Raw genomic sequence first — 22,410 nt, forward strand, 5'->3', positions numbered from 1 at the left:
ATTTTTGCGTTCCTAGAGTTTTACATTGACAGTGTAGGCCTGCCTATATCTATTTGTATAGACAAAAGCGGGTCATAGAAGCCCGCTCAGTGGGAATACACTGGGGAACTTAGACCCTTCCGCTGGAAGGGCAAAAAAACTGGAGAGAAGACCATGAAGAAAAATTCATTGCTCAAGGGGCTGGTCGGCGCCGCGTTCCTGTTCGGAGCGACGCTTTCCGCGCATGCGGCCGACACGCTCGCAGCCGTCAAGGCGGCTGGAACCCTGAAGGTGGGGACCGAAACGGCCTTTGCGCCGTTCGACTTTATCGATGCTGGCGAACATGCCGGTTTGAACGTCGACCTTTTCGTCGAGATCGGCAAGGAACTCGGCGTTAAGATCGAATGGGTGGCGCTTCCCTGGGACGGCGTTTTCCCCGCTCTCGAGGCCGGCAAGTTCGACATCGTCGCAGGCCCGGCGACGATCACCAAGAAGCGCATGGAGCGCTATCGCTTTACGCCGCCGATCGCCGAAGCCACCATCGCCATCCTCAAGAAGGCCGGCGACACGACGATCAGCAAGCCGGAGGATATCGCCGGCAAGAAGATCGGCGTCGGCAAGGCGACCTCGCAACTCGACCAGCTCAAGGAATTTTCCGATACGCTGCCGACGAAGGCGGAAATCCGCGAGTATCCGGCCTTCACAGAATCCTACGCGGATCTGGCTGCTGGCCGTATCGCCGGCGTTGCCAACTCGCTGCCGAATATCGCCTTTGTCGCCAAGCAGCGTGAAGGCACCTTCGAAGTCGTGCTGCCGCCCTTCGGTAAGAAGTCCTATTTCGGCTTCATCGGCCTGAAAGATGCCGATCATGCACGGTTGATGGACGCTGTCGACGCAGCACTCCTGAAGATCAAGGCCGATGGTCGCATGGCCGCGCTGCAGAAGAAGTGGTTCGGTGCGAGCTTCGATACCCCGGATTCGATCAAGGACCCGGCATTCTGATAGACCTGTCAGCAATCGATCATGCCTCGGCTTTTGCCGGGGCGTGATCCGCGACGGTCAAGTGGGCAACATCCGAACATATGTCCTTCAAACTCTTTGAATTGCTGCTGCAGGCGTCGATCTACACTGTGGCGATCAGCGTCGTGTCGATCCTGATCGGCTTTGCGATCGCGATCCTGCTGTCGGGAATGCTCCTGTCGCAGCGGCGGCACCTCATCCTGCCTGCCCAGATTTTCATCAGCTTTTTCCGAGGCGTGCCGCTGCTCGTGCAACTGCTCTTGATCTACAATCTGCTGCCGGTCATCGGCATCAATGTCCCGAGCATCGTCGCGGCCATCATCGGCTTGTCGCTGTGCACGGCGGCCTATCAGGCGGAGAATCTGCGCGGCGGCTTTGCCAGCGTTCCCACCGGCCTGGTGGAATCCGCCGAGATGGTCGGCCTGTCGCCGAGCCAGATTTTTCGACGCATCAAGGTTCCGATTGCCCTGCGGCTTACCTTTCCGGCGCTCGTCAACGAAGCGATCCTCATTCTCAAGGCGTCGTCTCTGGTCTCCGTCGTCGGCATCGTCGAATTAACGCGCATGGCGCAGGATCTCGCCGGCAGCACCTTCCTGCCGTTGCAGCTTTTCGCGTCCGCCGGTCTCATCTATCTGGCGATCAACTGGATCGTCGCGCTTGCCGGTGGCCTGATCGAGCGCCGCCTTCCGGGAGTGCCGCGATGAGCTTCGACATCAATGTCCTCCTCGATCAATGGCCGGCCATCGTCAGCGGCGCCGGCGTCACGATCATGATCTGGATTTTGGGCACGATCGCCGCCGCTATCATCGGCTTTCTGGTGGCTGTAGGGCGGCAATATGGCGGGCTGTTGCTCGACAAGGCGCTTGGCTTCGTCGTCGCGATCCTGCGCGGCACGCCCTTCCTGATTCAGATCTTCCTGGTCTATTATGGCGGTCCCTTCGTGGGCCTGTCGCTCGATCCGCTGCCGGCTGGGCTGATCGGCATCTCGATCTATGGCGCCGCCTATTTCAGCGAAATCTTCCGCTCCGGTTTCCAGGCTGTGCCACGGGGCCATATCGAGGCCGGCGAGTGCGTCGGCCTGACCCAGGGCCAGATTGTCAGGCGCATTCTGTTGCCGGAAATGACCATGCTGGTGCTGCCGCCGTCGCTGAACATGGCGATCATCCTGATGAAGGAAACGGCAGTGCTGTCGATCATCACGGTACCGGAATTGACGGCGACGCTGAGTGCCATCGGTTCGCAACAATATGCCTTCGTCGAGGCGCTCTCCATGCTCGCGCTCTTCTACTGGGTGCTTGTCGAACTCACCGGTTGGCTTGGCAATCTCGCCGAAACGAAACTCTCCAGATTCAGGTTTTTCAACGCATGAGCGTTCCCGCGATAGCAGTCAAAAATCTCGTCAAGAAGTTCGGGGACAGTACCGTCCTGCACGGTATCGACGTCGAGATCGCACAAGGCCAGGTCTCCTGCCTGATTGGTCCGTCCGGCTCTGGCAAGAGCACGCTTCTACGCTGCATGGCCTTTCTCGAGGAGGCGACGCGGGGTACGATTACGATCAACGGCGAGGTGCTTGGGTTCAGCGAGAGTGTTCAAGGCGTGCGCGAGCGCATTCCGGCCGCCACCAACCGATCGATCCGCGCCCAGATCGGCATGGTCTTCCAGCAGTTCAATCTCTGGCCGCATATGACGGCGCTTGGCAATGTCAGCGAGGCGTTGAAGACGGTGCACAAGATGAGCCGCAAGGCGGCCGAGGATGTGGCGATGGCACAGCTCGTCAAGGTCGGGCTGGAAGCGCGGGCGGGGCACTATCCCTCGCAGCTTTCCGGCGGACAGCAGCAGCGCGTTGCCATTGCGCGAGCCCTGGCGCTCAAGCCGAAGATCATGCTGTTTGACGAGCCGACCTCCTCGCTCGACCCGGAACTGACGGGCGAAGTGCTGAACGTCATGCGAGACCTGGCGGCCGAGGGGATGACCATGGTGGTCGTTTCCCACGAAATCGGCTTTGCCGCGACCGTGGGCCAGCAGATCATCTTTCTCGATCACGGCAAGGTGCTGTTTACCGGCAAGCCGAAAGACGTTTTCAAGAAGCCCAGAAATCCGCGCCTCGAACAGTTCCTGGACACCTATCTCGATCGTGGCGCGTCGATGCTTCTTTAGGCATTACAAATCATTACAGGGAGAGGCTACGATACCGGTTCGCTTGGATCGGGGCTGGCTGTGGCTGCACCGACGATCTCTTTGGCAAGGAAACTTGGCCGGGCCGCGGTGCCTCACGACAGTATTCAAGCTCGATACCAAGCAGCGTCACGGCCTCGGCGAGTTCCTTTTCCGCGTCGGAGAAGGGCAGCGTCAAGCCTTGCTCTCTCGCACGGCTGTATATTTCAGCTGCAGTGATGACGCGCTCGGCATGATAACGGCATTCGGGCGTCAGTTCGACGAACTTCAGAGCGAGCCGGACATTGGCGGCAACCTGAAGGGTGAAGGCCGCTGCCGAAAAATCCACAACGGCGCCGGGCGGATGGGCCTGATCGAGATATATCTTCCAATCTTTGCTCATTTCGACCTCTTTCGCATCAAGCTGGTTCGGAATGGAGTTGAAAGGGCAGGCGATGCCATTGCAGCTGTCGCGCGATACCGTTCCCTGTCCCGCTTACTCAACGCCCTGTTTGCGACCGCTGCGCCGCAGGCGCGCGGATTGTCCAAGATGCCCATGACAAATTGTCCCGTTTTCATCGGCGTCAAAGCACAATGAGGAATACTCGTCCTCATCCACCTGCTCCGATCCATCCGCTACCTTGGAGATAGTAGTAACCGCTGGCCGAAGCCTCTTTCAATCATGCTCTTTGCCACTTGGGCTTCAGTCGGGTTCGTCTTCAGACCTTGGTCTGATGTGCGGCGGGCCGAAGGTCCTGTTTGGGGCTTGCAAAAGCCCAAAATATGCATTTTAGCCAAGACAACGGTTGACGCTTGTGCCGGGCAAGCGATCTGATGTCGTTGCGAGGCCGCTGCTTCAGATGCAATGAACAGCGAATCGTTCCCGACCGCCGGATGCGTCTCAAGGAGTGCTTGGAAACCCCTCATGTCTTTCAGCCAAAAATCGATCGCCGTTCTTCTCGGCACCTTGTTTACGCTGGTGCTTACCGCAACCCCTTATCGCATCGAGATTCAGGGAACGTCGATTGCGTTCGTGGCTCAGAGCGCGGACGCAAAAAACGGTGGCAACGGGAACGGAGGAGGCAACGGCGGCGGTAACGGAAATGGGGGCGGCAATGGCAATGGCGGCGGCAATAGCGGCAATGGGAGTGGGAACGGCAGCAGTAGCAACGGTAAGAATTCGAGCGGAAGAAATACCAAACAAGATCAGGATGATACTGACAATTCTTCCAGTTCGAGCGATACCTCGATGGAAGTTGAGCACACCGACGGCATGAGCGAAGCCATCCAAAACGGGCGGTATGTCATGAAGGATTCAAAGGGACGCACCATCATCAATCGCGGCGCGACTGCGGCCGACCAGAAGCGACTGAAATCCTTGCTTCACTAGCCGTTTCTTTCAAGCGCATCGCGAAACGCCATTGCCGCTTCCGTGCGGTTTGTGACGCCCAGCTTCGTGAAGATCTGGGTCATATGATGCTTGACTGTCTTCTCGTGGAGATCGAGCTTGAGACCGATCTGCTTGTTGCTGAGTCCTGTTGCCACGAGCTGAAGCACTTCGCTTTCCCTGTCCGTTAGTTCGCGGATAAGATCTGCCTTTCCGGGTGCATTGCCTTGGCCGGAGATCAGGCGGGCGGAAAGGGTCGGCGCAACGTAGCTTTCACCCGAGGCCACCGTGCGGAGGATCTCTGCCAGTGTTCTTGATCCGACGCCCTTGAGCACGTATCCCTTCGCGCCGTTTCTGAGCGCCGTCGTCACATCGTCGCTTGCTTCGGAGACAGTCAGCATCACGATCTTCTGGTCCGGCACGCGCTCAAGGATCGACGGGATCGCTTCCAGACCACCGCCGGGCATGGAGATATCCATCAGCAGAACATCCGGACGCGCCTCGGCGGCTATTCGCACGGCATCGTCCTTCGTGCTGCCTTCGCCCACGATCGAAAAACCGCCGATCTCGGCAAGGCTGCGAATGACGCCTTCCCGGAACAGCGGATGGTCGTCGATGACCGCTAGGCTGATTGCTGTCGTCATGTCTGTTCCATTTCCATCGCGCTCAGCGACATCCGCACGATCGTTCCGTCCTTCGACGAACTAAGTTCGAACGCGCCACCAAGGCTTTCCACTCTTTCCCTGAGGCCTGCCAAACCGAGGCTGCTCTCAGGAATATATGCCGGATCGAAACCCGGCCCATCATCTGATACCGCAATCGTGACGTGTTTGCCATCGGTGCCCTGGTCAACTCGCTGTGCCGCGCCGTCGCCGTGACGATAACCATTGTTCAGCGCCTCTTGAACGAAGCGGTATATGCAGATCTTGGCGGAGGTCGACAGCTCCTGCGCCATGTCGGACAAAGACAGGCCGACCACGGTTCCCGTTCGCTGTTCGTGGGCGCGAACCGCGCGTTGCAACAACTCCGAGAGGTTCGCCGTCTCGATCTGCGGCAGGATAAGCCCGCTGCAAATGCTTCTGATCTCCGTCATGGCATCGTCGAGGCTCGATTTGATTGCGGCGAGTGCCTGCTCTCGCTCCTGCCCCGGCGCGGCCGGATTTACCAAGGCCTCGCTGTCCAATCGCAACGACGCATAGGCAACGAGCTGCGCGGGGCCGTCGTGCAGATCGGCGCCGATGCGCCGGAGGTAGCTTTCGTTGAGGGCGGCGGCACGTTGCGAAGCCCTTTGAACGCGGGTGCGCAGGATTTCGTTCTGCTGCAGGAGAGCCGAAAGCTCGCCGATGCGCGCCTTGAGCGCGCCGCGCTGGCTTTCGATCGTCCGGCTTCCGCGAAGGACGATCATCGAAAGGATAAGAAAGAAGGCCAGAGTGAAGCCGCCGACGGCCAACCAGCTTCGAAAGCGCGCCTGGTTCAAGCTGCGCTGGAAATCATACGCTACTTCATGGAATTCCGAGACCGCGACGACATTGCCCGACCAAGGTTGGAGGACCGGATTGTAGATCTCCAGGAGCGGCTTACCACTGGTTTGCTCGGCAACGCTCCCCACGTCGTCGCGCTGATTGAACTGCGCCGTCATCGTTCCGGAAAAGGCCGCCTTCAGATCATCGCTCAGCGGGAACTGCTTTCCCATCAGGTTCTTGTCGTTGGAGTAGAGAACGGTGCCGTCGCTGCGCCAGAGGCGAAAGGACATCAGGCGGCTGCCGAGCGCACCTTCGCCAAGTGTTTCGTCCAGCGCGCGCGTCACCGTATCGTCCAGCACCTTGGTCGTCTGCATATCCGGGAGAAGCGGCGCGATGACGCTGTCGACATAAAGAGCGGTGCTGGCGGCGGAGTTGCGCGTGACGGCATCCTCGATGAGGCTGGTGACAACGGCGCCGACGACAAGCATGGCGCAGGCGGCGACGAGGCCGCCGATCAGCAGGAATTGCCGTGCCAGGGATTGGGAGTTCCAGCCGGCGATCAAGCGAACCGGCGACAGCAGTGATTTGAGATTTGTCTGCATGTCTGGCTACTTTCAGCGATGATCATCCAAATGCCGGCGGATCCCAGGATTGATGCAAATTCCCATCGATCGCCCTTCTGGACTTTCGGCCTTCGGCAATCAGGCTAAGGTCTGATCCCCAGAGGCATTGGTCCGTCCCCCGTGGAAACTTCCATTTCCAGCAATATTATGGCGGGCAGCATGAATGCTCGTCCCGCGCCGTAGTTGTACAGCGTTGGCAGAGCATAATCTGGAATGAGAGGAATACGCAGATGAAATTCAGTTCAGCTTTTGGAACGACTGTTGTTGCCTTGGCATTGTCTGTCGCTCCGGTAGCCGGCGGCGCCCTCGGCTTTGCAAACATGGCCTATGCCAAGGGCGGCAACGGCAATGGAGGCGGCAATGGAAATGGCGGGAGCCACAGCAGCAGCAATTCCAGCCATGGAACGTCAAGTGCCGCGCAATCGGACGACAGCGATGATACTGATGGAAGCGTCGGGAACCCGAAACGCACGGGGCATTCCTCAAAGTCCGCGTCTACAAACAGGAAACTCGAAAAGACGAACTCCACGAAAGTGAAGACGGCAGCGGCAGAGCTTGGCAGCCTCAATTCCCTGAAGCGGAACTATCACGCCTATATGAATTCCAAGGATCCGAAGATGGCGGCCATTAGGGCCTATGTCATGGATTATGCCGAGTTCGAACTCCAGAACGGAACCAATGCCGTGCCGACGGACCCGGCGCTCAGTGACGAGGCGCTGCGTTCGGCTCTGGCTCAATCGTCGAAGACAGGTGTCGTGACCAACAAGACGCTGGCGGAAGCCAAGGGTATTCTGGGCGTTGGCCCTGCCGTCGGGAAAATAGATCAGGTGCGCGACGCGTTGGAGCAATCCACAGTCACAACGACGCCTGCGAACTGAACGTCTTTATGGAAAAGCAGAGCCGGCAATCGCTGAACCGCGATTGCCGGCTTTTCTGTATCAGGCGGCCTGGGGCACCTTAGAGGGGCGGGTGACTTCCGCGCGGCGGGTGCCGGACAACGGCAGGCGCGGCCTTCAGGATCGTGCGCTTTTCCTCCGGGTCGAGCGAGTTGTTCTCGCCGCAGGTGCCCATGACGATCAGCCCGTTGACGCCGTCGTTGACGAGAGCGTCCTGAACGCCCTTCCATCCAGTCGTCATCGCTTGATCCTCATTGAAAAGCTGACGGCCCTATATACAAATTGTCGACAAAGCTCACGAAGCGGGCTAGAAAAAGTTTCGGGAAGGGCAGGTGGTCTTGCTAGCGCCTGCTAAAACGACATACGAAGATGCTGGTTGCGAAGGGTATCCGAATGCAGGGCGATGTGGAAAATGTGCGCGCGCGCGGATCAGGCACGCAAAGCGTCTACGCTGCGCTGCGCCGGGAAATCCTGTCGATGGCGCTTGAGCCTGGCAGCCCGCTCGATGAGGTGCGGCTGTCGGAGCGCTTCAAGATGTCGAGAACGCCCATCCGCGAGGCGCTGTTGCGGCTCGTGGGTGAGGGGCTGGCAACGACCTTGCCGAATAGGAACACCATAGTTGCGATCATCGATTTTGCGGGTCTGCCCACCTATTTCGAGGCCCTTACGCTGATGTATCGCGTCACCACGCGCGGCGCGGCCGAACGGCGGGATGCCGGGATCATGAAGACCATCCGTGCCCATCAGCAGGATTTTGCTGACGCCGTCATTGCCCGCGATGCCTATGCGATGATCGAGGCGAACCGCGAGTTTCATGTCGCGATCGCCGAATTGGCCGGCAATTCCTACTACACGAGTTTTTTCGCCCGGCTGCTCGACGAAGGCCGGCGCATCCTTCGTCTCTATTACTCGACATTCGATGATCGCCTGCCGCGCCAATATGTCGATGAGCATGAGGAGATGATCGCCGCGATCGAAGCGGGCGATGTCGACCGTGCCGACCGGTTGGCGATCGATCACGCCGCGCAGATCGTTCGGCAGATCCAGGACTATATTGCCCGCAACCTGGACCGGCCGGTGGCGATCCCGTTGTCCTGAAATCTCCCGACGAAAACACTTTTATCTCCGCCTCTCGATCGAATGGATTGGAAAACCGCATGTCTTGGCAGCATCCCGTACCCCGCATCACTCAGGATGAGAGAAAGCTTCGTCTCGCAAAGCTCCGTCAGTCTATCGAGGCCGAAGGCTTGGGCGGCATGCTTCTGGGGCCAACCGAGAGCCTGCGCTATTTTACGGGACTGGTCTGGCATTTGAGCGAACGGTTTCTCGGCGCGCTGGTAACCCCGACCGAGCTCTATTACATCGTTCCGGGCTTCGAGCGCAGCCGCGTCGAGACGCTCCCGCATTTGCCCGGAAATATCCTGGTCTGGCAGGAAGAGGAAAGCAGCGTCGCGCTGATTTCCAGTCTTGTCGGCGGTTCCGGCACGTTGGCTCTCGATGATGACTTACCGCTTTTCTTCTATCACGCGCTGGCGGCGGAAATCGGCGTCGAAAGGCTGACGGATGGCGGCCGGCTGACCCGCGATCTGCGCCGGATCAAATCGCCGGCGGAAATCGCGCTCATTCGATATGTGATGAATCTGACGCTCGACGTCCATAAGCAAGCACATGCGCTTCTAAAGTCGGGGATCAAGGCATCCGAGGTGGTCGATTTCATCGACCGGCGGCATCGCGATGTAGGGGCCGATGGCAGCTCGACCTTCTGCATCGTTTCCTTCGGCACGGCGACCTCGCTTCCGCATGGGGCGGATGGCGACCAGACCCTTGCTGATGGCGATGTCATTCTGGTCGACACCGGCTGCCGGCTCGACGGCTATCATTCGGACATCACCCGAACCTATACCCTGGAGAGCGGCCACAAGGAATTCGAACAGGCTTGGGCGATCGAGCGCGAGGCACAACAGGCCGTATTCGACGCGGCAAAGTTGGGGGCGGCATGTTCTAGCCTCGATGATGCAGCCCGCGCGGTGCTCGCGAAGCATTCTCTCGGTCCGGACTATAGTCTGCCGGGATTGCCACACCGCGCCGGTCATGGCCTCGGCCTGGAGATCCACGAAGAGCCCTATATCGTCCGTGGCAACGCGACGCCGCTCGCAGCCGGCATGGTTTTCTCCAACGAGCCGATGATCGTCTTTCCGGAAAGGTTCGGTATCCGGCTGGAGGACCACATCTATATGACGGAATCCGGGCCGTGCTGGTTCACTAAGCCGGCGAAGGGGCCGACCGAACCCTTTGCCGATTGAGGAGCCCTTAACTCCGGGCGCGCTGAGCAAGGTATCCCCTAGCTCACGCCGCCCGTTTGCCGTCTTCGTCGAACACATGCAGATGCTGCGCCGGGAACGATACGTTCACTTGCGGACCGGCGCTCAGTGCCTCGCGATTAAGCGTGAACACCTTGAACGGCAGGCCGTGCAGCGACAGGTGAAGAATGATGCCGAAGCCGGTCGGTTCGATCAGCTCTACATTGGCGCTGAGATCGGCACCATCCGTTGACAAAACCACATGCTCGGGCCGAATTCCAACTGTCGCCTTGGCGCCGACCGGCAGGTTCAGCGGAGCCGGCAGCGGGACAATGGTTCCATCCTTCAGCCTCATGCCGTCGGTGTCGTAGGTGGCGTCGAGAAAGTTCATCCCCGGCGAGCCAATGAAGCCGGCAACGAAGAGGTTGGCGGGGCGGTCGTAAAGTTCAAGCGGACTGCCGACCTGCTGCACCACCCCGCCATGCATGGCGACGATCCGGTCCGCCAGCGTCATTGCCTCGATCTGGTCGTGCGTCACGTAGATCGAGGTCGCTTTCAGGTCGCCATGCAATTTCTTGATCTCGGCCCGCATCTGCTCGCGCAGGCGCGCATCGAGGTTCGACAGCGGCTCGTCGAACAGAAAGGCCTTTGGTTGGCGCACGATGGCGCGCCCCATGGCGACGCGCTGACGCTGGCCACCCGAAAGTGCTTTCGGGCGACGTTCGAGTAGAGGATCGAGGCCGAGCTTCGACGCGGCGGCGGCGACGATGCTCGTAATCTTGTCCTTTGCGACTTTGCGAAGCTTGAGGCTGTAGCTCATATTGCCGGCGACGTTCATGTGCGGATAGAGCGCATAGGACTGAAACACCATGGCGATGTCGCGGTCCTTCGGATGCAGCTCGTTGACGCGCTTGCCGGCAATGCGAACCTCGCCGCCGCTGATGTCCTCGAGACCGGCAATCATCCGGAGCAGCGTGGACTTGCCGCAACCCGATGGACCGACGAGAACGACGAATTCGCCATCCTTGATCTGGAGATCGATGTCGTGCAGCACCTGCACATGCCCATAGGCTTTTCTGACGTTCTGAATATCGATCGATGCCATTTGACTAACCCTTGACCGCGCCGGCCGTCAGGCCCTGCACGAGATAACGCTGAATAAGCAGGAAGAAGAGGCAGGCCGGAATGAGCGCCATGACGCCCGCCGCCATCATCTGCCCGAAATCCACGGAAAATTTCGAAACGAAGGTGAGAAGCCCGACGGGGAAGGTCGCGGCCTGATTGCCGTTGATGAGCATCAGGGCGAAGAGCAGTTCGCTCCAGGCGGCCGTGAAGACGAAACCGAGCGTCGCGGCGATGCCGGGTAGCGTCAGCGGTAGGATGATCTGCCGGAACGCGGTGAACTGTGTCGCGCCGTCGATCATCGCTGCCTCTTCCAGATCCTTCGGAATGCCGTCGAAGAAGGACTGCATCAGAAAGGTAGCAAAAGGCACGTTAAAGGCCGTGTAGACGATGACGAGGCCCGTCAGGCTGTTGGTCAGATGCAGCGGCGTCAGAATCTTGAAGATCGGCGCCACCAGCATGACCAACGGGAACATCTGCGTCAGCAGCATCAAGGCCACGATCCAGTATTTGGTGCGGAAATTGAAGCGCGAGAGCGCATAGCCGGAGAGCGATGCACAGATGGTCACCGCAATCGCCGTCGATCCGGAGACGATCAGGCTATTCTTGAAGAACGTCGGGAAGTCGCTGTGTTGCAGCACGAAAGCATAGTGCTCCCATGTCGTGCGCGACGGCCACATACGCACGCCTTCCGTATAAAGCAGGTCGTTCGGGGTGAGCGAGACCTTGAACAGCCAGAAGAGCGGGAAGAGCGCGAAGATGACGTAGCAGAGGATAGCCAGGCGATGCGCGATGGTGGGGAGGATTGATCGTCTCATGGCTCAATCCTTGTTCAGCAGGGTCTGCCGCAGCAGGATGATCAGCATGGAGTAGGCGAGCAGCAGGACCAGCAGCACCAGCGCGATGGCAGAGGCATAGCCGAAATCCAGTCGCTTGAAGGCCTGGGTGAAGATGTAGCTTGCGACGATCTGGGTACGATCGGCCGGTCCGCCTCCGGTCATGACCACGATCAGATCGGCGAAGTTCGAGACCCAGACCGTGCGCAGCAAGACCGTGATGGCGATGGTCGGCGCGAGAAAGGGGAGCGTGATCGAACCGAAGCGCTGGAACCAGCCGGCACCGTCGATGGAGGCTGCCTCATAGAGATCGCGCGGGATCGCCTGGAGGGCAGCCAGCAGCGTGATCGCAAAGAAGGGAATGCCCCACCAGACATTGGCGACGATCGGTCCCCACATTGCATATTGCGGATCGGAGAGGATGTTGCGGGGCTCGCTCATCAAGCCGAGATCGAAGAGCCAATGCGGGATTGGCCCGATCACCGGATTGAACAACCATGCCCAGTTGAGGCCGGCCAGGAAGGAGGGAACCGCCCAGGGCAGAAACACCAAAGCCTGCACCAGTGCCCGGCCGAAAAACGGCTTGTCCAACAGCAGCGCCAGGATCAGCCCGAAGACGAATTGCAGGAGAACCGAGGCGCCGGTCCACCAGAGCGTATTCTTTAGCGCGCCATAAAAGGCGGCGTCCTTGGAGAGCTCACGGAAATGCTCCAGGCCGATAAAGCCGCCGGAAAACGGATTGAGTAGCTGGATATCGCGAAACGCATAGGAAATGCCGATCGTCAGCGGCACCAGCATGACGGCGATAATGAGGATGAGTGCAGGGGCGCTGTAAAGATAAGGTTCCGCAGCATCGGCAAGACGCTTCAGCCACGGCCTGCGGTCGCGACGCCTGTCGGCGGTCATGGTCATAAGTCAGTTCCCATTCGCGGCGTTCGGGCGCCGTCTGTGTCGTGTGCGGAAAAACGGCGGCGGATTGCTCCGCCGCCGGGGATGGTCTTATTTCTTGGCAAGGAACTTCTGCTGCGCCTTGGTCAGGTAGTCGGCCCATTGGTCGGCCAGATCCTTCGCCGAGATATCGCCGATCAGCGCCTGCTGCGAGGTCTTGATGGCGAGCGAATCTTTGAAGAAGGCGAATTCCTCGAGATAGGTCGGCATCACGGTCGGCACCGTGTTCTTGTCAGCCAGTTCCTCGAACCAGCCCTTGAACTGATCGGTCGCATAGAAGGGATCCTTCTCGGCCGAGGTATAGGCCGGCAGGGCGCCGATCTTCTTGTTCCATTCGAGGTTGCCTTCCTTGCCTTCAAGTGTTGCTATCAGTTTCCAGGACAAATCCTTGTTCTGACTGGTAGAAAACATCGACCAACCGGCATAACCGATGGTCGGGAAAGACTTGCCGTCCGGTCCCTTCGGGAGCGGCATGACGCCGAAATCGTCCTTGCTCATACGCTCGGCGATCGCGATCAGGGCATCCGGGTCCTGGTCGAGGAAGGCGCAGGTGCCGGAATAGAAGCCGGCGACGACTTCATTGAAGCCCCAGTTGACGCTATCCTTCGGCGCCAATCCCTTCTTGTAGAGATCGACCATCCATTCGATGCCCTTCGCCCAGCCGGCGCTGTTCATCGTGGAGGTGCCATCGACGGTGAAATACTTGTTGTCGCCGGCCATGGAGGCGGCGAAAATCATCCAGCCGTTCAGGCCGCCGGGGCCGCCGCGCATGCAGTAGCCGTATTTTCCAGGCAACTTGGCGACCGCCTCGGAGGCCTTGACGAACTCATCCATCGTCTTCGGTGGTTCGCTGACGCCAGCTTCCCTCAGCAGCTTCTTGTTGTAGAACATGGCGCGAAGATAGAAGCCGTAGGGCAGCATATAGGCGGTGTTCTTCACGTCGCGGCCAAGCTCGAGGGCACGCGGCGTCAGTTCCTTGGTGTTGTCCCATTTGGCGAGATAGGGCTCGAGGCTTTCGAGCATGCCGTTATTGCCGTAGAGCGACAGCCAGGTATCCGGCATTTCCATCACGTCAGGCGTATCGCCGGCTGAAACCATGGTCGCGAACTTCTGGAAGGCTTCGTTCCAGGGCAGCGAGATGATATCGACCTTCGTGCCCGGATTGGCCGCCTCGAACTTGCCGACGATGGACTTCAGCGTCTCGGTGCGTTCAGGGCTGGTGATGACTTCGACGAGTTTCAGGGTCGTGTCGGCAAAGGCCGTGCCTGCCATCATTGCGGTAAAGAGTGCTGCTGTTATCAGTCTTTTCATGCTCAGTTCCCCCTTTTTAGGTTTTTCTCTTCAGGTTGCAGGCTTTACGAGGCAGCGGCGATCGCTTGCTCGATATCTCTCCACAGCGCCTCGGTTCCCTCGAGACCGACATGGAGACGTACGGACCTCGGGTTGATACCAAAGGTATGCGCGGAATTCGGTTGTGCCTTCTGCTGAAGCACGACTTCGCCCGGTACGATCAGGCTTTCGTGCCCACCCCAGCTCACACCCAGTTTGAAGAGCTTGAGGCTATCGGCGAAGGCCCTGATATCGACGCCTTCGCGGAAGATGAAGGAAAACAGACCCGAGGTGCCATTGAGACCGGCGGGCAGGCGGTTGGCGAGGCCCGGATGGCAGACCTGCTCGACAGCGTCGAGTTCCTGCAGCCGGCGCGCGATCGTGATGGCCGCGGTTTCATGGGCCTGCATGCGGATCGGCAGGGTGCGAAGGCCACGGATCAAGAGCCAGGCATCGAACGGCGACAGCTTGCCGCCGAGATAGGGATAGGCTTCGGCCTTCAGTCGCGCGATCATCTCTTTCGAGCCGGCAACCACGCCGGCGACGACGTCGCTGTGACCGCCCAGATATTTGGAAGCGGAGTGGATGACGAGATCGACGCCGAGCGTCAGCGGCCGCTGGAAATAGGGCGTGGCCCAACTGTTATCGATCATCGAGACGACGCCATGCCGTTTTGCAAGCGCGGCCAGCGCGCCAACATCATGGGCTTCCATCACCCAGCTTGTCGGGCTTTCCATATAAAAGACCTTAGCGCCCGGGAGCGCCTTGGCGACGGCTTCCTCGTCGCGGCCATCGACATAGGTCACCTCGACCTTCATCCGCTTCAGGATGGTGCCGAAGAGGCGGAAGGCATCGGGATAGATATGCTTGACCGCAACGATCCGGTCGCCCGGTTCGACGAAGCTCAATACGGCAGACGAAATCGCGGCCATGCCGCTTGCAAAGCCGAGCGCATCTTCGGCGCCCTCAAGTTTCGCCAGCATTTCCTCGAACATGCGCACGGTCGGATTGAGGCCGCGCGTATAGATCGGCCGTATCTTCTCGCCGCGATAGCAGGAGATCATCTCGTCGTAGCTGGAAAAGGTGAAAAGCGATGTCTGGAAAATCGGCGGCACGACGGCTTCTGCAAAATTGCCTTCGTCATGGGCCGTAATCAGAGAAGCGAGTTCGAACGGCTCTAGCCCGTCAGTCATTTGGACATTTCCTTGATGTCTTCCTCGACGACGTCGAGAATTTTCAGTGTTTCGGCGCGTGCCGCCTCGGGATCCTGGGCGACGATCGCGTTGAACAGGGTGCGGTGAAAGGGAAAGGACCGGCGGGCGAAATCCTGCCGGTCGAAAGGGTGCGTCCAGAAGCGTTCGAAGGTTCCACGCATCTGTTCGAGAAGCTGTTTGAACAGCGGATTGTGGCTGGCGTCGTAGACGGCAAGATGAAACGCGAGATCCTCCGGACCGGAGGTGCCCTTGGCGATATGGACGCGCTCCATCTCGTTGAGTTTTACCTCGATGATCGCGATATCGCTGGCCGTGCGCTTCCTGGCGGCGACCATTCCGGCCTCGCACTCGATGCCCCGGCGAACCTCAAGGGTCTGCAGCAGCACATCACGCAGATGCGTGGTGTCGAGCGACAAAGGCATATGGATGGTCGACTTGGAAACCGGCTTCAGCAGATAGGTGCCGCTGCCCTTGCGGGTTTCCATTACGCCCAGGGCCTGGAAATGCGTGAGCACCTCCCGGATCGTCGAGCGGCCCACCGAGAGGGCGGCCATCAACTCACGCTCGGTCGGGAGCCGTTCACCGGCCTTCAGTTCCGACGACTCGATGAAATCGGACAGCGCGTCGATCACTTGCTGCATCCGGTCGATCGAGGGGAGTGGGGTAAGCATCGCCTTGGTCATCATGGCAGTCAAATTGGTCTGACATCTGCTGTCAGGTCAATCTCTTTTCCTGTCCGTCACCCTCTTTTTTTGGGGGTGCTTTGGTCAAGGCTGTGGCGTCATCTCTCTTCAAGAGCGGGAAAAGCCCTGATAGAAGAAGCCTGATTGAGTCCCGGATTGGAAAAGAATGGCTGCGCGAGATCGATATTCACGAAAGCTGGAATGCTCGAAGTGCGGCCATGCCGGCTTCGCGGAAGTTTCCGAAAGCGACGATCGCTCTGGATTCAGCCGAGATTTCAGGATCGACGAAATGCCGCGCGGCTTTTCCACGGAACGGCCATCGGCCGATCCGCGCAAGCACATGATTCGTTGCAGCTGCGGCACCGTCTTCCGCTTCGAGCAGAAAACCGTCTATGCGCCTGGCGGCGAACCCCGACGATAAAGCAGGGAAAGAGCAGCGTCTCGGCCAGCACAATCGTCACAAAAGAAAAAAAGGCCCCGCGAAAGCGAGGCCAAGCTTATGCTGCTCCGGGGAAATCGGAAGCAGCGCGGCGTGGTTTAGCTCCGGTGCTTCGCGGCGACTAGGTCATATTACGTCATATCGGTACGGCTGGCGGAAAAAGCTCTCAGGGAAATCAATTTTTTCCAAATCCAACATCGCTCTTTGCGGCCGCAATCTTCTCCAGAAGGCAAAGAAAGCCGATTGCATTGCCTCTTTTCGGCAAATCTCAGGTGCAGCGAGCAACATGTTGGCTCGCTTATAAAGTGCGTGCATGTTCAGCTAACGTTCATTTAGCGGAAGGCAAATAGGTAATCGCCGCAACGCCTTGCGGCTGGTTGAGGCTCGACTACTGATAAAGCTCACGAGGCCGGTGGTCGGGCCTCTCACGTTCCAAAAGAACATGGATGTTCGCATGCGGCTGTTTCAAGCTTTGATTGACTGGATCGTTAGGCGTCGCCGGCAGCGGGCGGATCGCGAGGCTATTCAGTATTCCGCTGACGACCCATGGGTCCTTCAGCAGATCGAGGAATTCGAGCGGGAACTGAAGAAGAAGTAAGCCCGCCCTTGGTGGGACCTCGCCATGAACCGCGCTTCAGCCACTTGTCGAGCCCACATTCTGGGCATGCTTTCAATCCGCCGGTGCCAGCGCTTTATTGCCTAGATCAGAATAGAGTCCGGCCATGATCGCAAGGCCTTCGCGGGCGATGTTGATCGGCAGATGCTCGTTGGCGGCATGTTGCAGGCAGCCAGGATAGGAATGCGGTATCCAGATCGTGGGAAGGCCGAGCAAATCGGAGAAGATATTGTTCGGCAGTGAGCCGCCGAGATTGGGGAGAATCGCCGGTGGCCTACCGAGCGTCTTTTCGATCGAGGCCGCAACCATGCGTACCCAGGGATGATCCGGGTCAAGACGGCTGGCGAGAAAGGTCGCATCGGTCGGGTCTTTTACCTTCACGCGTTCGAAGCCCGCATCCCGCAGAGCGACCCTTACGGCCGGAATCACAGCCTTCGGATCGACGCCGACCGGAAAGCGAAGCTGGACGCGAGCGCGGGCGCGTGGGGGAATGGCGTAGAGCGGCTGGGCAAGATTGCCGCATTCCATCTCCATGATATCGAAAGAACTCCAGGCGAACACTTTTTCTTCGGGAGTAAGGCCCGGCTCGCCCCACCATTCCTCGACCGCCGGATCGCCGGCTGTCGGTACGATCTTGCACTCCTTGAGCGCGGTGCGGACATTGTCCGGAATACGTCCCGGTGTCATCTCCGGCACCTTGATGCGGCCCGCGCGGTCGACCAGCGCTGTTATGGCGTGGCACAACTCTATACCCGGATTGGAAAGGATACCGCCCCAGTTTCCCGAGTGCTGAAAATTCTCGCGGGCTTCGATCTCCAACTCAAAGGACATGCCGCCGCGCGCGCCGAGAAAAATCGTCGGCCGCTCGAGCGCAAGGCGAGGGCCATCGGAAGCGATGAAGACATCTGCCTTCAGGTCCTCCCGATGGACCACACAAACCTCTTCCAGGCCCAACGAACCGGATTCCTCGCCCATCTCGATCAGGTATTTCAAGTTGAAGCCGAGCGAGCCGCGCACCGCAAGCAGGGCCTCGATCGCCATGATGTTGACGGCGTGCTGCCCCTTGTTGTCCGCAGTGCCGCGGCCATACCATCGGCCGTCCTTCTCCGTCGTGGCGAAAGGCGATAGGCCTTCATGCCACTGCTCATCGAGACCAGCGACGACATCGCCGTGGCCATATTGCAGGATCGTCGTGAAGCCGGGATCCTCGATCCGCTCGGCAAGGAGGAAAGGACCGGGTGCAAGCTCGTTCTCAAGGATGCGCGTCTTGAAACCGAGACGCTCGAACAACGGCTGCATCTCTTCGGTGATGTAGCGCCAAAGATCCGGCCTGTTGGCCGCCACACGGCTCGCGGATGGAATGGCCACCCACCGACGAAGTGTTTCTTCGAACACGCCGCTAAGCAGGAAACCCACGGCCTCCTCAATCGCGGCATCGCGGGAAGCGGAGAGGGTAACGGACATATGTGGACCTTTCGGAACAAAAACGGATGACGAGGCAGACGGTCAGGCCGTCTTTCGTCTCTCCGGCAAAGACGGCTTGATAGTGGTGCCGGCAAGATCGAGATCGAAATGGCAGCGGAACATCCCGCCCGTCGGCGTGTGGCGCTGCGGCGGCGCAGTGCCACGACAGATGTCCTTGGCGAAGGGACAGCGTGTGTTGAACCGACATCCCGCCGGCGGGTGAGCGGGATTCGGCAGCTCGCCGGCGATCGGATGAAGCGACCGGTCGCTGACATCGAGATCCGGCGCCGCGTCGATCAGCAAGCGGGTATAGGGGTGGTGCGGCGTGGTGAAGAGCTCTTCCGAACCTGCTTCTTCGACCAGCTCTCCGAGATACATGACGCCGATGCGATCGGCCATGATGCGGACAACGGAAAGATTATGGGTGATGAACAGGCTCGTTAGATGAAGATTAGCCTGCAAGTCACGAAGAAGGTTGAGGATTTGTGCTTGCACGGAGACATCAAGCGCGCTTGTCGGTTCATCCAGAATAAGGAATTCCGGTTCTCCGGCCAAAGCGCGGGCAATCGAGATGCGCTGGCGCTGACCGCCCGAAAACTCCTGCGGATACTTCTCGCCGTCGACGCTCGAGAGCCCGACCTGTTGCAGGAGTTCATCGACGCGGGTGCGAATGGCGCTCCGGCCATGTCGGAGTTTGTGCACGACGATCGGCTCAGCGATGATATCGGCAATCTTCCAACGCCCATTGAGGGAGGAGTAAGGATCCTGGAAGATCATTTGCAGGCGCGGTTTTGCGCCGTTTGCGGAGCGGAAATCGATCGTGCCATCCGTTGGCTTCATTAGGCCGGAGACAAGCCGCGCCAGCGTCGACTTCCCGCAACCGCTTTCGCCGACAAGTCCCATTGTTTCGCCGCGATGGATGGTGAGGCTGACCTCGCTCACGGCCTTGGTGCCCTCTTGGCCGGGACTTTTCTTCAGGCGTTCGAAAACGCCCTGCTGGCGTCGGTAGACCTTGCTCAGGCGATCGAGAACCAGAAACTCCGGGGTATTCATTGGACAACCTGCCTTTCCAGTGGGTGGAAACAGGAATAGGCGCTGCTGCCATCGCTCGACAGGGAAGGCACCCCCGCGCGACAGTCCGCCTCCGCCTTGAAACAGCGTGGATGGAAGGCGCAGCCGGCCGGAACCGCGCCAAGACCGGGCATCGCGCCGGGGATCTGATCAAGCCGGATAGCACCGCCCGCCGCCGGCATCGGCGTCGCATTGATCAGTCCGCGCGTATAGGGATGGCGCGGTGAATGGAAGAGTTCGGCCACCGGGCCTATTTCCGCAATACGGCCCGCATAGAAGACGGCGACGCGATCCGCCATCTTGGCGACGACGCCGAGATCATGGGTGATCAGCAGCATGCTGCCCTTGCTTTCGCGATGCAGGTCACGCAGCAATTGCAGGATATGCGCCTGCACCGAGACATCGAGCGCCGTCGTCGGCTCATCGGCGATCACAAGGGCCGGATCGGCGCAGAGCGCGAGCGCGATCACCACGCGCTGCCGCATCCCACCCGAGAGCTGATGCGGATAGCGTTTGAAATTCAATTGGGGGTCAGGCAGGCCCACCCTATCCAACCATTCAAGTGCTTTCGCCTTGGCCCTGTCGTTGCCGATCGTCGCATGCGAACGGATCGTATCACAAAGCTGGCGACCGATCGGGATGACGGGGTTGAGGCTGGTCATCGGGTCCTGAAAGACGAAACCGATGCGGCCACCGCGAATATTGCGGAGCGCCTTGCCGCTCAATTGATCGATCCGCTGCCCCTGCAGCGTGATGGTACCGCCCGTTCTTTTCAGCGGCGGAACGAGCAGATCGATGATCGCGGCACCTGTGATCGATTTGCCGGCGCCGGATTCCCCGACAATGCCGAGCACCTCGCCGGGCGCGACTGAAAAGGAGACATTATCGAGCGCGGTAATCTCGTTGCCGTCCCGATTGATCTTGACGGTGAGATCGCGAACATCCAGCAGCGGCGTGTCGATCATGAGCGACCTCTCAGGCGCGGATTATAGACGTCGCGCAGATGGTCTCCGAGGATATTGACGGAGACGACGAAGAAAACGAGGAACAGGCACGGCCAGACGGATATCCACCATTCACCCGATTGCAGGAAATTGTTGCCGTTGCGGATCAGCGTGCCGAGCGAGGGAGTGATGATCGGAATGCCGATCCCAAGGAAGCTCAGGGTCGCCTCGGTGATGATGGCGATGCCGAGGTTGATCGTTGCGATGACCAGCACCGGCGCCATGACATTGGGCAGGATGTGCAGCAGAATGATACTGAAATTGCTCCTGCCGGTGATCCTTGCGGCGGAAACGTAATCCTGATCCCTCTCCACCATCACGGAAGAGCGGATAGTGCGGGCATACTGGACCCAGAAGGCGATGCCGATGGACAACACGATGATGGCGATCGCCGTGAAGACATCGCGGTCCTGGCCGAGCACCGCGCGTGCCGCGCCATCGATGATCATGGCCAGCAGCAGGGCCGGATAGGCAAGCTGCACGTCCGCCGCCCGCATGATGAAGGCATCGACCTTGCCGCCCGCAAAGCCCGCGATCAGACCAAGGCCACCGCCGACGACAAGCCCGATCAGCACGGAAAGGATGCCGACGATGATGGAGGTGCGCAGGCCATAGGCAATTGCGGTCAGAAGATTGCGGCCCTGGTCATCGGTTCCGAGCGGAAAGGCGGGGTTGCCATCCGGCGTCCAGACCGGCGGCGTGAAGGAATCCATCACCGACATGCCCTCGAACTCGAAGGGATTGACGGAAAACAGCGGGACGACGAAGGCATAGGCGAAAAGGGCGAGGATGATGGCGGCGCAGAAGGTCGGCCCCGGAGAAGTGCGCATGGCGCGCAGCAGCGCACTGCGTCTTTTGGGGGTGACTGGGGTGTTCACGACGGACATCAGGATTGCCTCCTCAGTACGCGCGGATCGATCAGCGGATAACAGAGTTCGACGGCGAGATTGATGATCATGAACACGACGCCGACAAAGATCAGATAGACCGCGATCACGGGAATATCGGCGGACTGGATCGATTGCAGGAAAAGCGAGCCGAGGCCGGGCCAGGCAAAGACATTTTCCGTGACCACCGAAAAGGCGATGATGTTGCCGAGTTGCAAACCAAGCATGGTGATGACCGGCAACAGCGTGTTCTTGATGGCATAGACATACCAGATGCGTGCTTCCGAAAGGCCGCGCGCCCGTGCAAACCGGATGTGCTCGCTCTGGCCGACCTCCATGAGCTGCGTGCGCAGGATGCGAATGACGAAGGCGACCTGGAAGGTGGCGAGCGTTGTCGCGGGAAGGATGACGGCGCGCCAGCCCGAGGTGGTCAGAAGCCCGGTCGTCCAGAAACCGAGATCGACCGTCGTGCCGCGACCGAAGGAGGGAAACAGACCGAACCGGACTGCGAAAATCGCGATCAGCACGATCCCCACCACGAAATTAGGCAGGGTGATGCCGGCAGTCGACACGACCATGATCAGCCGTCCAAGGACAGACTTAGGATGAACGCCGCAATAGATACCGGCGGGTATGCCGACGGCCAGCGTGATCAGCAGGCTGACGACGGCAAGCTCCATGGTCGCCGGCAGCCGTTCGGCAATCAGATGGGCAACGGGATCCTGCGTGCGATAGGAGAGACCGAAATCGCCCCGCAGGAAATTGCCGATGAAATGCAGGAAGCGTACCGGCAGCGGCTGGTCGAGACCGAGCCGGGCAATGAGATCCGCTCGCTCGGCCACGGTCGAATCCGCGCTCAGCAGCGCCGCCAGCGGATCGCCGATATTGGCGACCAGCAGGAAGGCGATGAAGCTGATCACCAGCAGGACGATAATGGTCTGGGCGACCCGAGAGGCGGCATAGGCAAACAATGCG

The 22,410-nt window shown here is 59.5% G+C and carries 24 protein-coding genes and 1 pseudogene; 11 read left to right on the forward strand and 14 right to left on the reverse strand.

Annotated elements, in window-relative coordinates; all coding sequences use genetic code 11:
* The first annotated feature begins 153 nt into the window (after nucleotides 1-153).
* From EX00_RS00685 to EX00_RS31370, 6 genes are all read left to right on the forward strand, one after another.
* Nucleotides 154-981: a transporter substrate-binding domain-containing protein gene (locus EX00_RS00685; RefSeq protein WP_047453125.1), complete on the forward strand. Its 828-nt coding sequence runs from the start codon at nucleotides 154-156 to the stop codon at nucleotides 979-981.
* A gap of 80 nt (nucleotides 982-1,061) precedes the next feature.
* On the forward strand, nucleotides 1,062-1,703 hold the full coding sequence (locus tag EX00_RS00690) for an amino acid ABC transporter permease (RefSeq protein ID WP_047453127.1): 642 nt from the start codon (nucleotides 1,062-1,064) through the stop codon (nucleotides 1,701-1,703).
* Complete coding sequence (locus tag EX00_RS00695) at nucleotides 1,700-2,368, forward strand: amino acid ABC transporter permease (RefSeq protein WP_047453129.1); 669 nt, start codon at nucleotides 1,700-1,702, stop codon at nucleotides 2,366-2,368. Before EX00_RS00690 ends, EX00_RS00695 begins: the two co-directional genes overlap by 4 nt.
* Nucleotides 2,365-3,156: an amino acid ABC transporter ATP-binding protein gene (locus EX00_RS00700; protein WP_047453131.1), complete on the forward strand. Its 792-nt coding sequence runs from the start codon at nucleotides 2,365-2,367 to the stop codon at nucleotides 3,154-3,156. Before EX00_RS00695 ends, EX00_RS00700 begins: the two co-directional genes overlap by 4 nt.
* A 94-nt stretch (nucleotides 3,157-3,250) precedes the next feature.
* On the forward strand, nucleotides 3,251-3,751 hold the full coding sequence (locus EX00_RS31365) for a hypothetical protein (RefSeq protein ID WP_047453133.1): 501 nt from the start codon (nucleotides 3,251-3,253) through the stop codon (nucleotides 3,749-3,751).
* Between the two features lie 327 nt (nucleotides 3,752-4,078).
* Nucleotides 4,079-4,543, forward strand: coding sequence for a hypothetical protein (locus EX00_RS31370; protein WP_047453134.1), 465 nt, complete (start codon nucleotides 4,079-4,081; stop codon nucleotides 4,541-4,543).
* On the opposite strand, the gene EX00_RS00715 is transcribed toward EX00_RS31370, so the two are convergent.
* Nucleotides 4,540-5,184, reverse strand: a complete 645-nt coding sequence (locus EX00_RS00715) for a LuxR C-terminal-related transcriptional regulator (protein ID WP_047453136.1) — start codon at nucleotides 5,182-5,184, stop codon at nucleotides 4,540-4,542. The genes EX00_RS31370 and EX00_RS00715 overlap by 4 nt on opposite strands.
* A complete protein-coding gene (locus tag EX00_RS00720; RefSeq protein ID WP_047453138.1) occupies nucleotides 5,181-6,605 on the reverse strand; it encodes a sensor histidine kinase in 1,425 nt (474 codons plus the stop codon). The genes EX00_RS00715 and EX00_RS00720 overlap by 4 nt, the downstream gene beginning before the upstream one ends.
* Nucleotides 6,606-6,856: 251 nt before the next feature.
* Here EX00_RS00720 and EX00_RS00725 point away from each other — a divergent pair, with 251 nt between their 5' ends.
* Nucleotides 6,857-7,504: a hypothetical protein gene (locus EX00_RS00725; RefSeq protein WP_047453140.1), complete on the forward strand. Its 648-nt coding sequence runs from the start codon at nucleotides 6,857-6,859 to the stop codon at nucleotides 7,502-7,504.
* Nucleotides 7,505-7,619: 115 nt separating this feature from the next.
* On the opposite strand, the pseudogene EX00_RS00730 reads toward EX00_RS00725, so the two are convergent.
* A pseudogene (locus EX00_RS00730) lies at nucleotides 7,620-7,763 on the reverse strand (dihydrodipicolinate synthase family protein); the annotation flags it as partial.
* A 152-nt stretch (nucleotides 7,764-7,915) separates the two neighbouring features.
* On the opposite strand from EX00_RS00730, the gene EX00_RS00735 reads away from it, so the two are divergent.
* Together EX00_RS00735 and EX00_RS00740 are read left to right on the forward strand one after the other, a co-directional pair.
* On the forward strand, nucleotides 7,916-8,620 hold the full coding sequence (locus EX00_RS00735) for a GntR family transcriptional regulator (protein WP_047453317.1): 705 nt from the start codon (nucleotides 7,916-7,918) through the stop codon (nucleotides 8,618-8,620).
* Between the two features lie 59 nt (nucleotides 8,621-8,679).
* On the forward strand, nucleotides 8,680-9,825 hold the full coding sequence (locus EX00_RS00740) for a M24 family metallopeptidase (protein WP_047453144.1): 1,146 nt from the start codon (nucleotides 8,680-8,682) through the stop codon (nucleotides 9,823-9,825).
* A gap of 43 nt (nucleotides 9,826-9,868) precedes the next feature.
* On the opposite strand, the gene EX00_RS00745 is transcribed toward EX00_RS00740, so the two are convergent.
* The 6 genes from EX00_RS00745 to EX00_RS00770 all read right to left on the reverse strand — a co-directional run bounded on the left by EX00_RS00745 (nucleotide 9,869) and on the right by EX00_RS00770 (nucleotide 15,942).
* Nucleotides 9,869-10,927, reverse strand: a complete 1,059-nt coding sequence (locus EX00_RS00745; protein WP_047453146.1) for an ABC transporter ATP-binding protein — start codon at nucleotides 10,925-10,927, stop codon at nucleotides 9,869-9,871.
* Between the two features lie 4 nt (nucleotides 10,928-10,931).
* On the reverse strand, nucleotides 10,932-11,762 hold the full coding sequence (locus EX00_RS00750) for a carbohydrate ABC transporter permease (RefSeq protein ID WP_047453148.1): 831 nt from the start codon (nucleotides 11,760-11,762) through the stop codon (nucleotides 10,932-10,934).
* A gap of 3 nt (nucleotides 11,763-11,765) precedes the next feature.
* A complete protein-coding gene (locus EX00_RS00755) occupies nucleotides 11,766-12,692 on the reverse strand; it encodes a carbohydrate ABC transporter permease (RefSeq protein ID WP_047453150.1) in 927 nt (308 codons plus the stop codon).
* Nucleotides 12,693-12,779: 87 nt separating this feature from the next.
* A complete protein-coding gene (locus tag EX00_RS00760) occupies nucleotides 12,780-14,039 on the reverse strand; it encodes an ABC transporter substrate-binding protein (RefSeq protein ID WP_047453151.1) in 1,260 nt (419 codons plus the stop codon).
* Between the two features lie 44 nt (nucleotides 14,040-14,083).
* Nucleotides 14,084-15,250 (reverse strand): PLP-dependent transferase, encoded by a 1,167-nt coding sequence (locus tag EX00_RS00765; protein ID WP_047453153.1) that lies wholly within the window; start codon nucleotides 15,248-15,250, stop codon nucleotides 14,084-14,086.
* A complete protein-coding gene (locus EX00_RS00770) occupies nucleotides 15,247-15,942 on the reverse strand; it encodes a FadR/GntR family transcriptional regulator (protein ID WP_404944001.1) in 696 nt (231 codons plus the stop codon). Before EX00_RS00770 ends, EX00_RS00765 begins: the two co-directional genes overlap by 4 nt.
* A 178-nt stretch (nucleotides 15,943-16,120) precedes the next feature.
* Between EX00_RS00770 and EX00_RS32195 the strand changes: the two genes are divergently transcribed.
* Together EX00_RS32195 and EX00_RS31660 are read left to right on the forward strand one after the other, a co-directional pair.
* Nucleotides 16,121-16,375 carry a hypothetical protein gene (locus EX00_RS32195; protein ID WP_047453155.1) on the forward strand — a complete coding sequence of 85 codons (255 nt, stop codon included), beginning with the start codon at nucleotides 16,121-16,123 and terminating at the stop codon, nucleotides 16,373-16,375.
* A 472-nt stretch (nucleotides 16,376-16,847) separates the two neighbouring features.
* Nucleotides 16,848-16,991: a hypothetical protein gene (locus EX00_RS31660; RefSeq protein WP_202903672.1), complete on the forward strand. Its 144-nt coding sequence runs from the start codon at nucleotides 16,848-16,850 to the stop codon at nucleotides 16,989-16,991.
* Nucleotides 16,992-17,063: 72 nt separating this feature from the next.
* Here the strand turns inward: EX00_RS31660 and EX00_RS00785 are convergent, their stop codons facing one another.
* From EX00_RS00785 to EX00_RS00805, 5 genes are read right to left on the reverse strand one after another with little or no spacing between them, the layout of a single operon-like run.
* Nucleotides 17,064-18,473, reverse strand: coding sequence for a M20 family metallopeptidase (locus EX00_RS00785; protein WP_047453159.1), 1,410 nt, complete (start codon nucleotides 18,471-18,473; stop codon nucleotides 17,064-17,066).
* A gap of 42 nt (nucleotides 18,474-18,515) precedes the next feature.
* Entirely contained in the window at nucleotides 18,516-19,526 is a 1,011-nt protein-coding gene (locus tag EX00_RS00790; RefSeq protein WP_047453161.1) for an ABC transporter ATP-binding protein, read from the reverse strand.
* Nucleotides 19,523-20,509 (reverse strand): ABC transporter ATP-binding protein, encoded by a 987-nt coding sequence (locus tag EX00_RS00795; RefSeq protein ID WP_047453163.1) that lies wholly within the window; start codon nucleotides 20,507-20,509, stop codon nucleotides 19,523-19,525. Before EX00_RS00795 ends, EX00_RS00790 begins: the two co-directional genes overlap by 4 nt.
* The gene (locus tag EX00_RS00800; RefSeq protein WP_052210611.1) at nucleotides 20,506-21,435 is read right to left on the reverse strand and encodes an ABC transporter permease; all 930 of its coding nucleotides are present in this window, start codon (nucleotides 21,433-21,435) and stop codon (nucleotides 20,506-20,508) included. Before EX00_RS00800 ends, EX00_RS00795 begins: the two co-directional genes overlap by 4 nt.
* A complete protein-coding gene (locus tag EX00_RS00805) occupies nucleotides 21,435-22,406 on the reverse strand; it encodes an ABC transporter permease (RefSeq protein WP_047453166.1) in 972 nt (323 codons plus the stop codon). Before EX00_RS00805 ends, EX00_RS00800 begins: the two co-directional genes overlap by 1 nt.
* Nucleotides 22,407-22,410: the final 4 nt, after the last annotated feature.

This window comes from Martinezella rhizogenes (assembly GCF_000799715.1).
In the GTDB taxonomy this organism is placed as follows: domain Bacteria; phylum Pseudomonadota; class Alphaproteobacteria; order Rhizobiales; family Rhizobiaceae; genus Rhizobium; species Rhizobium rhizogenes_C.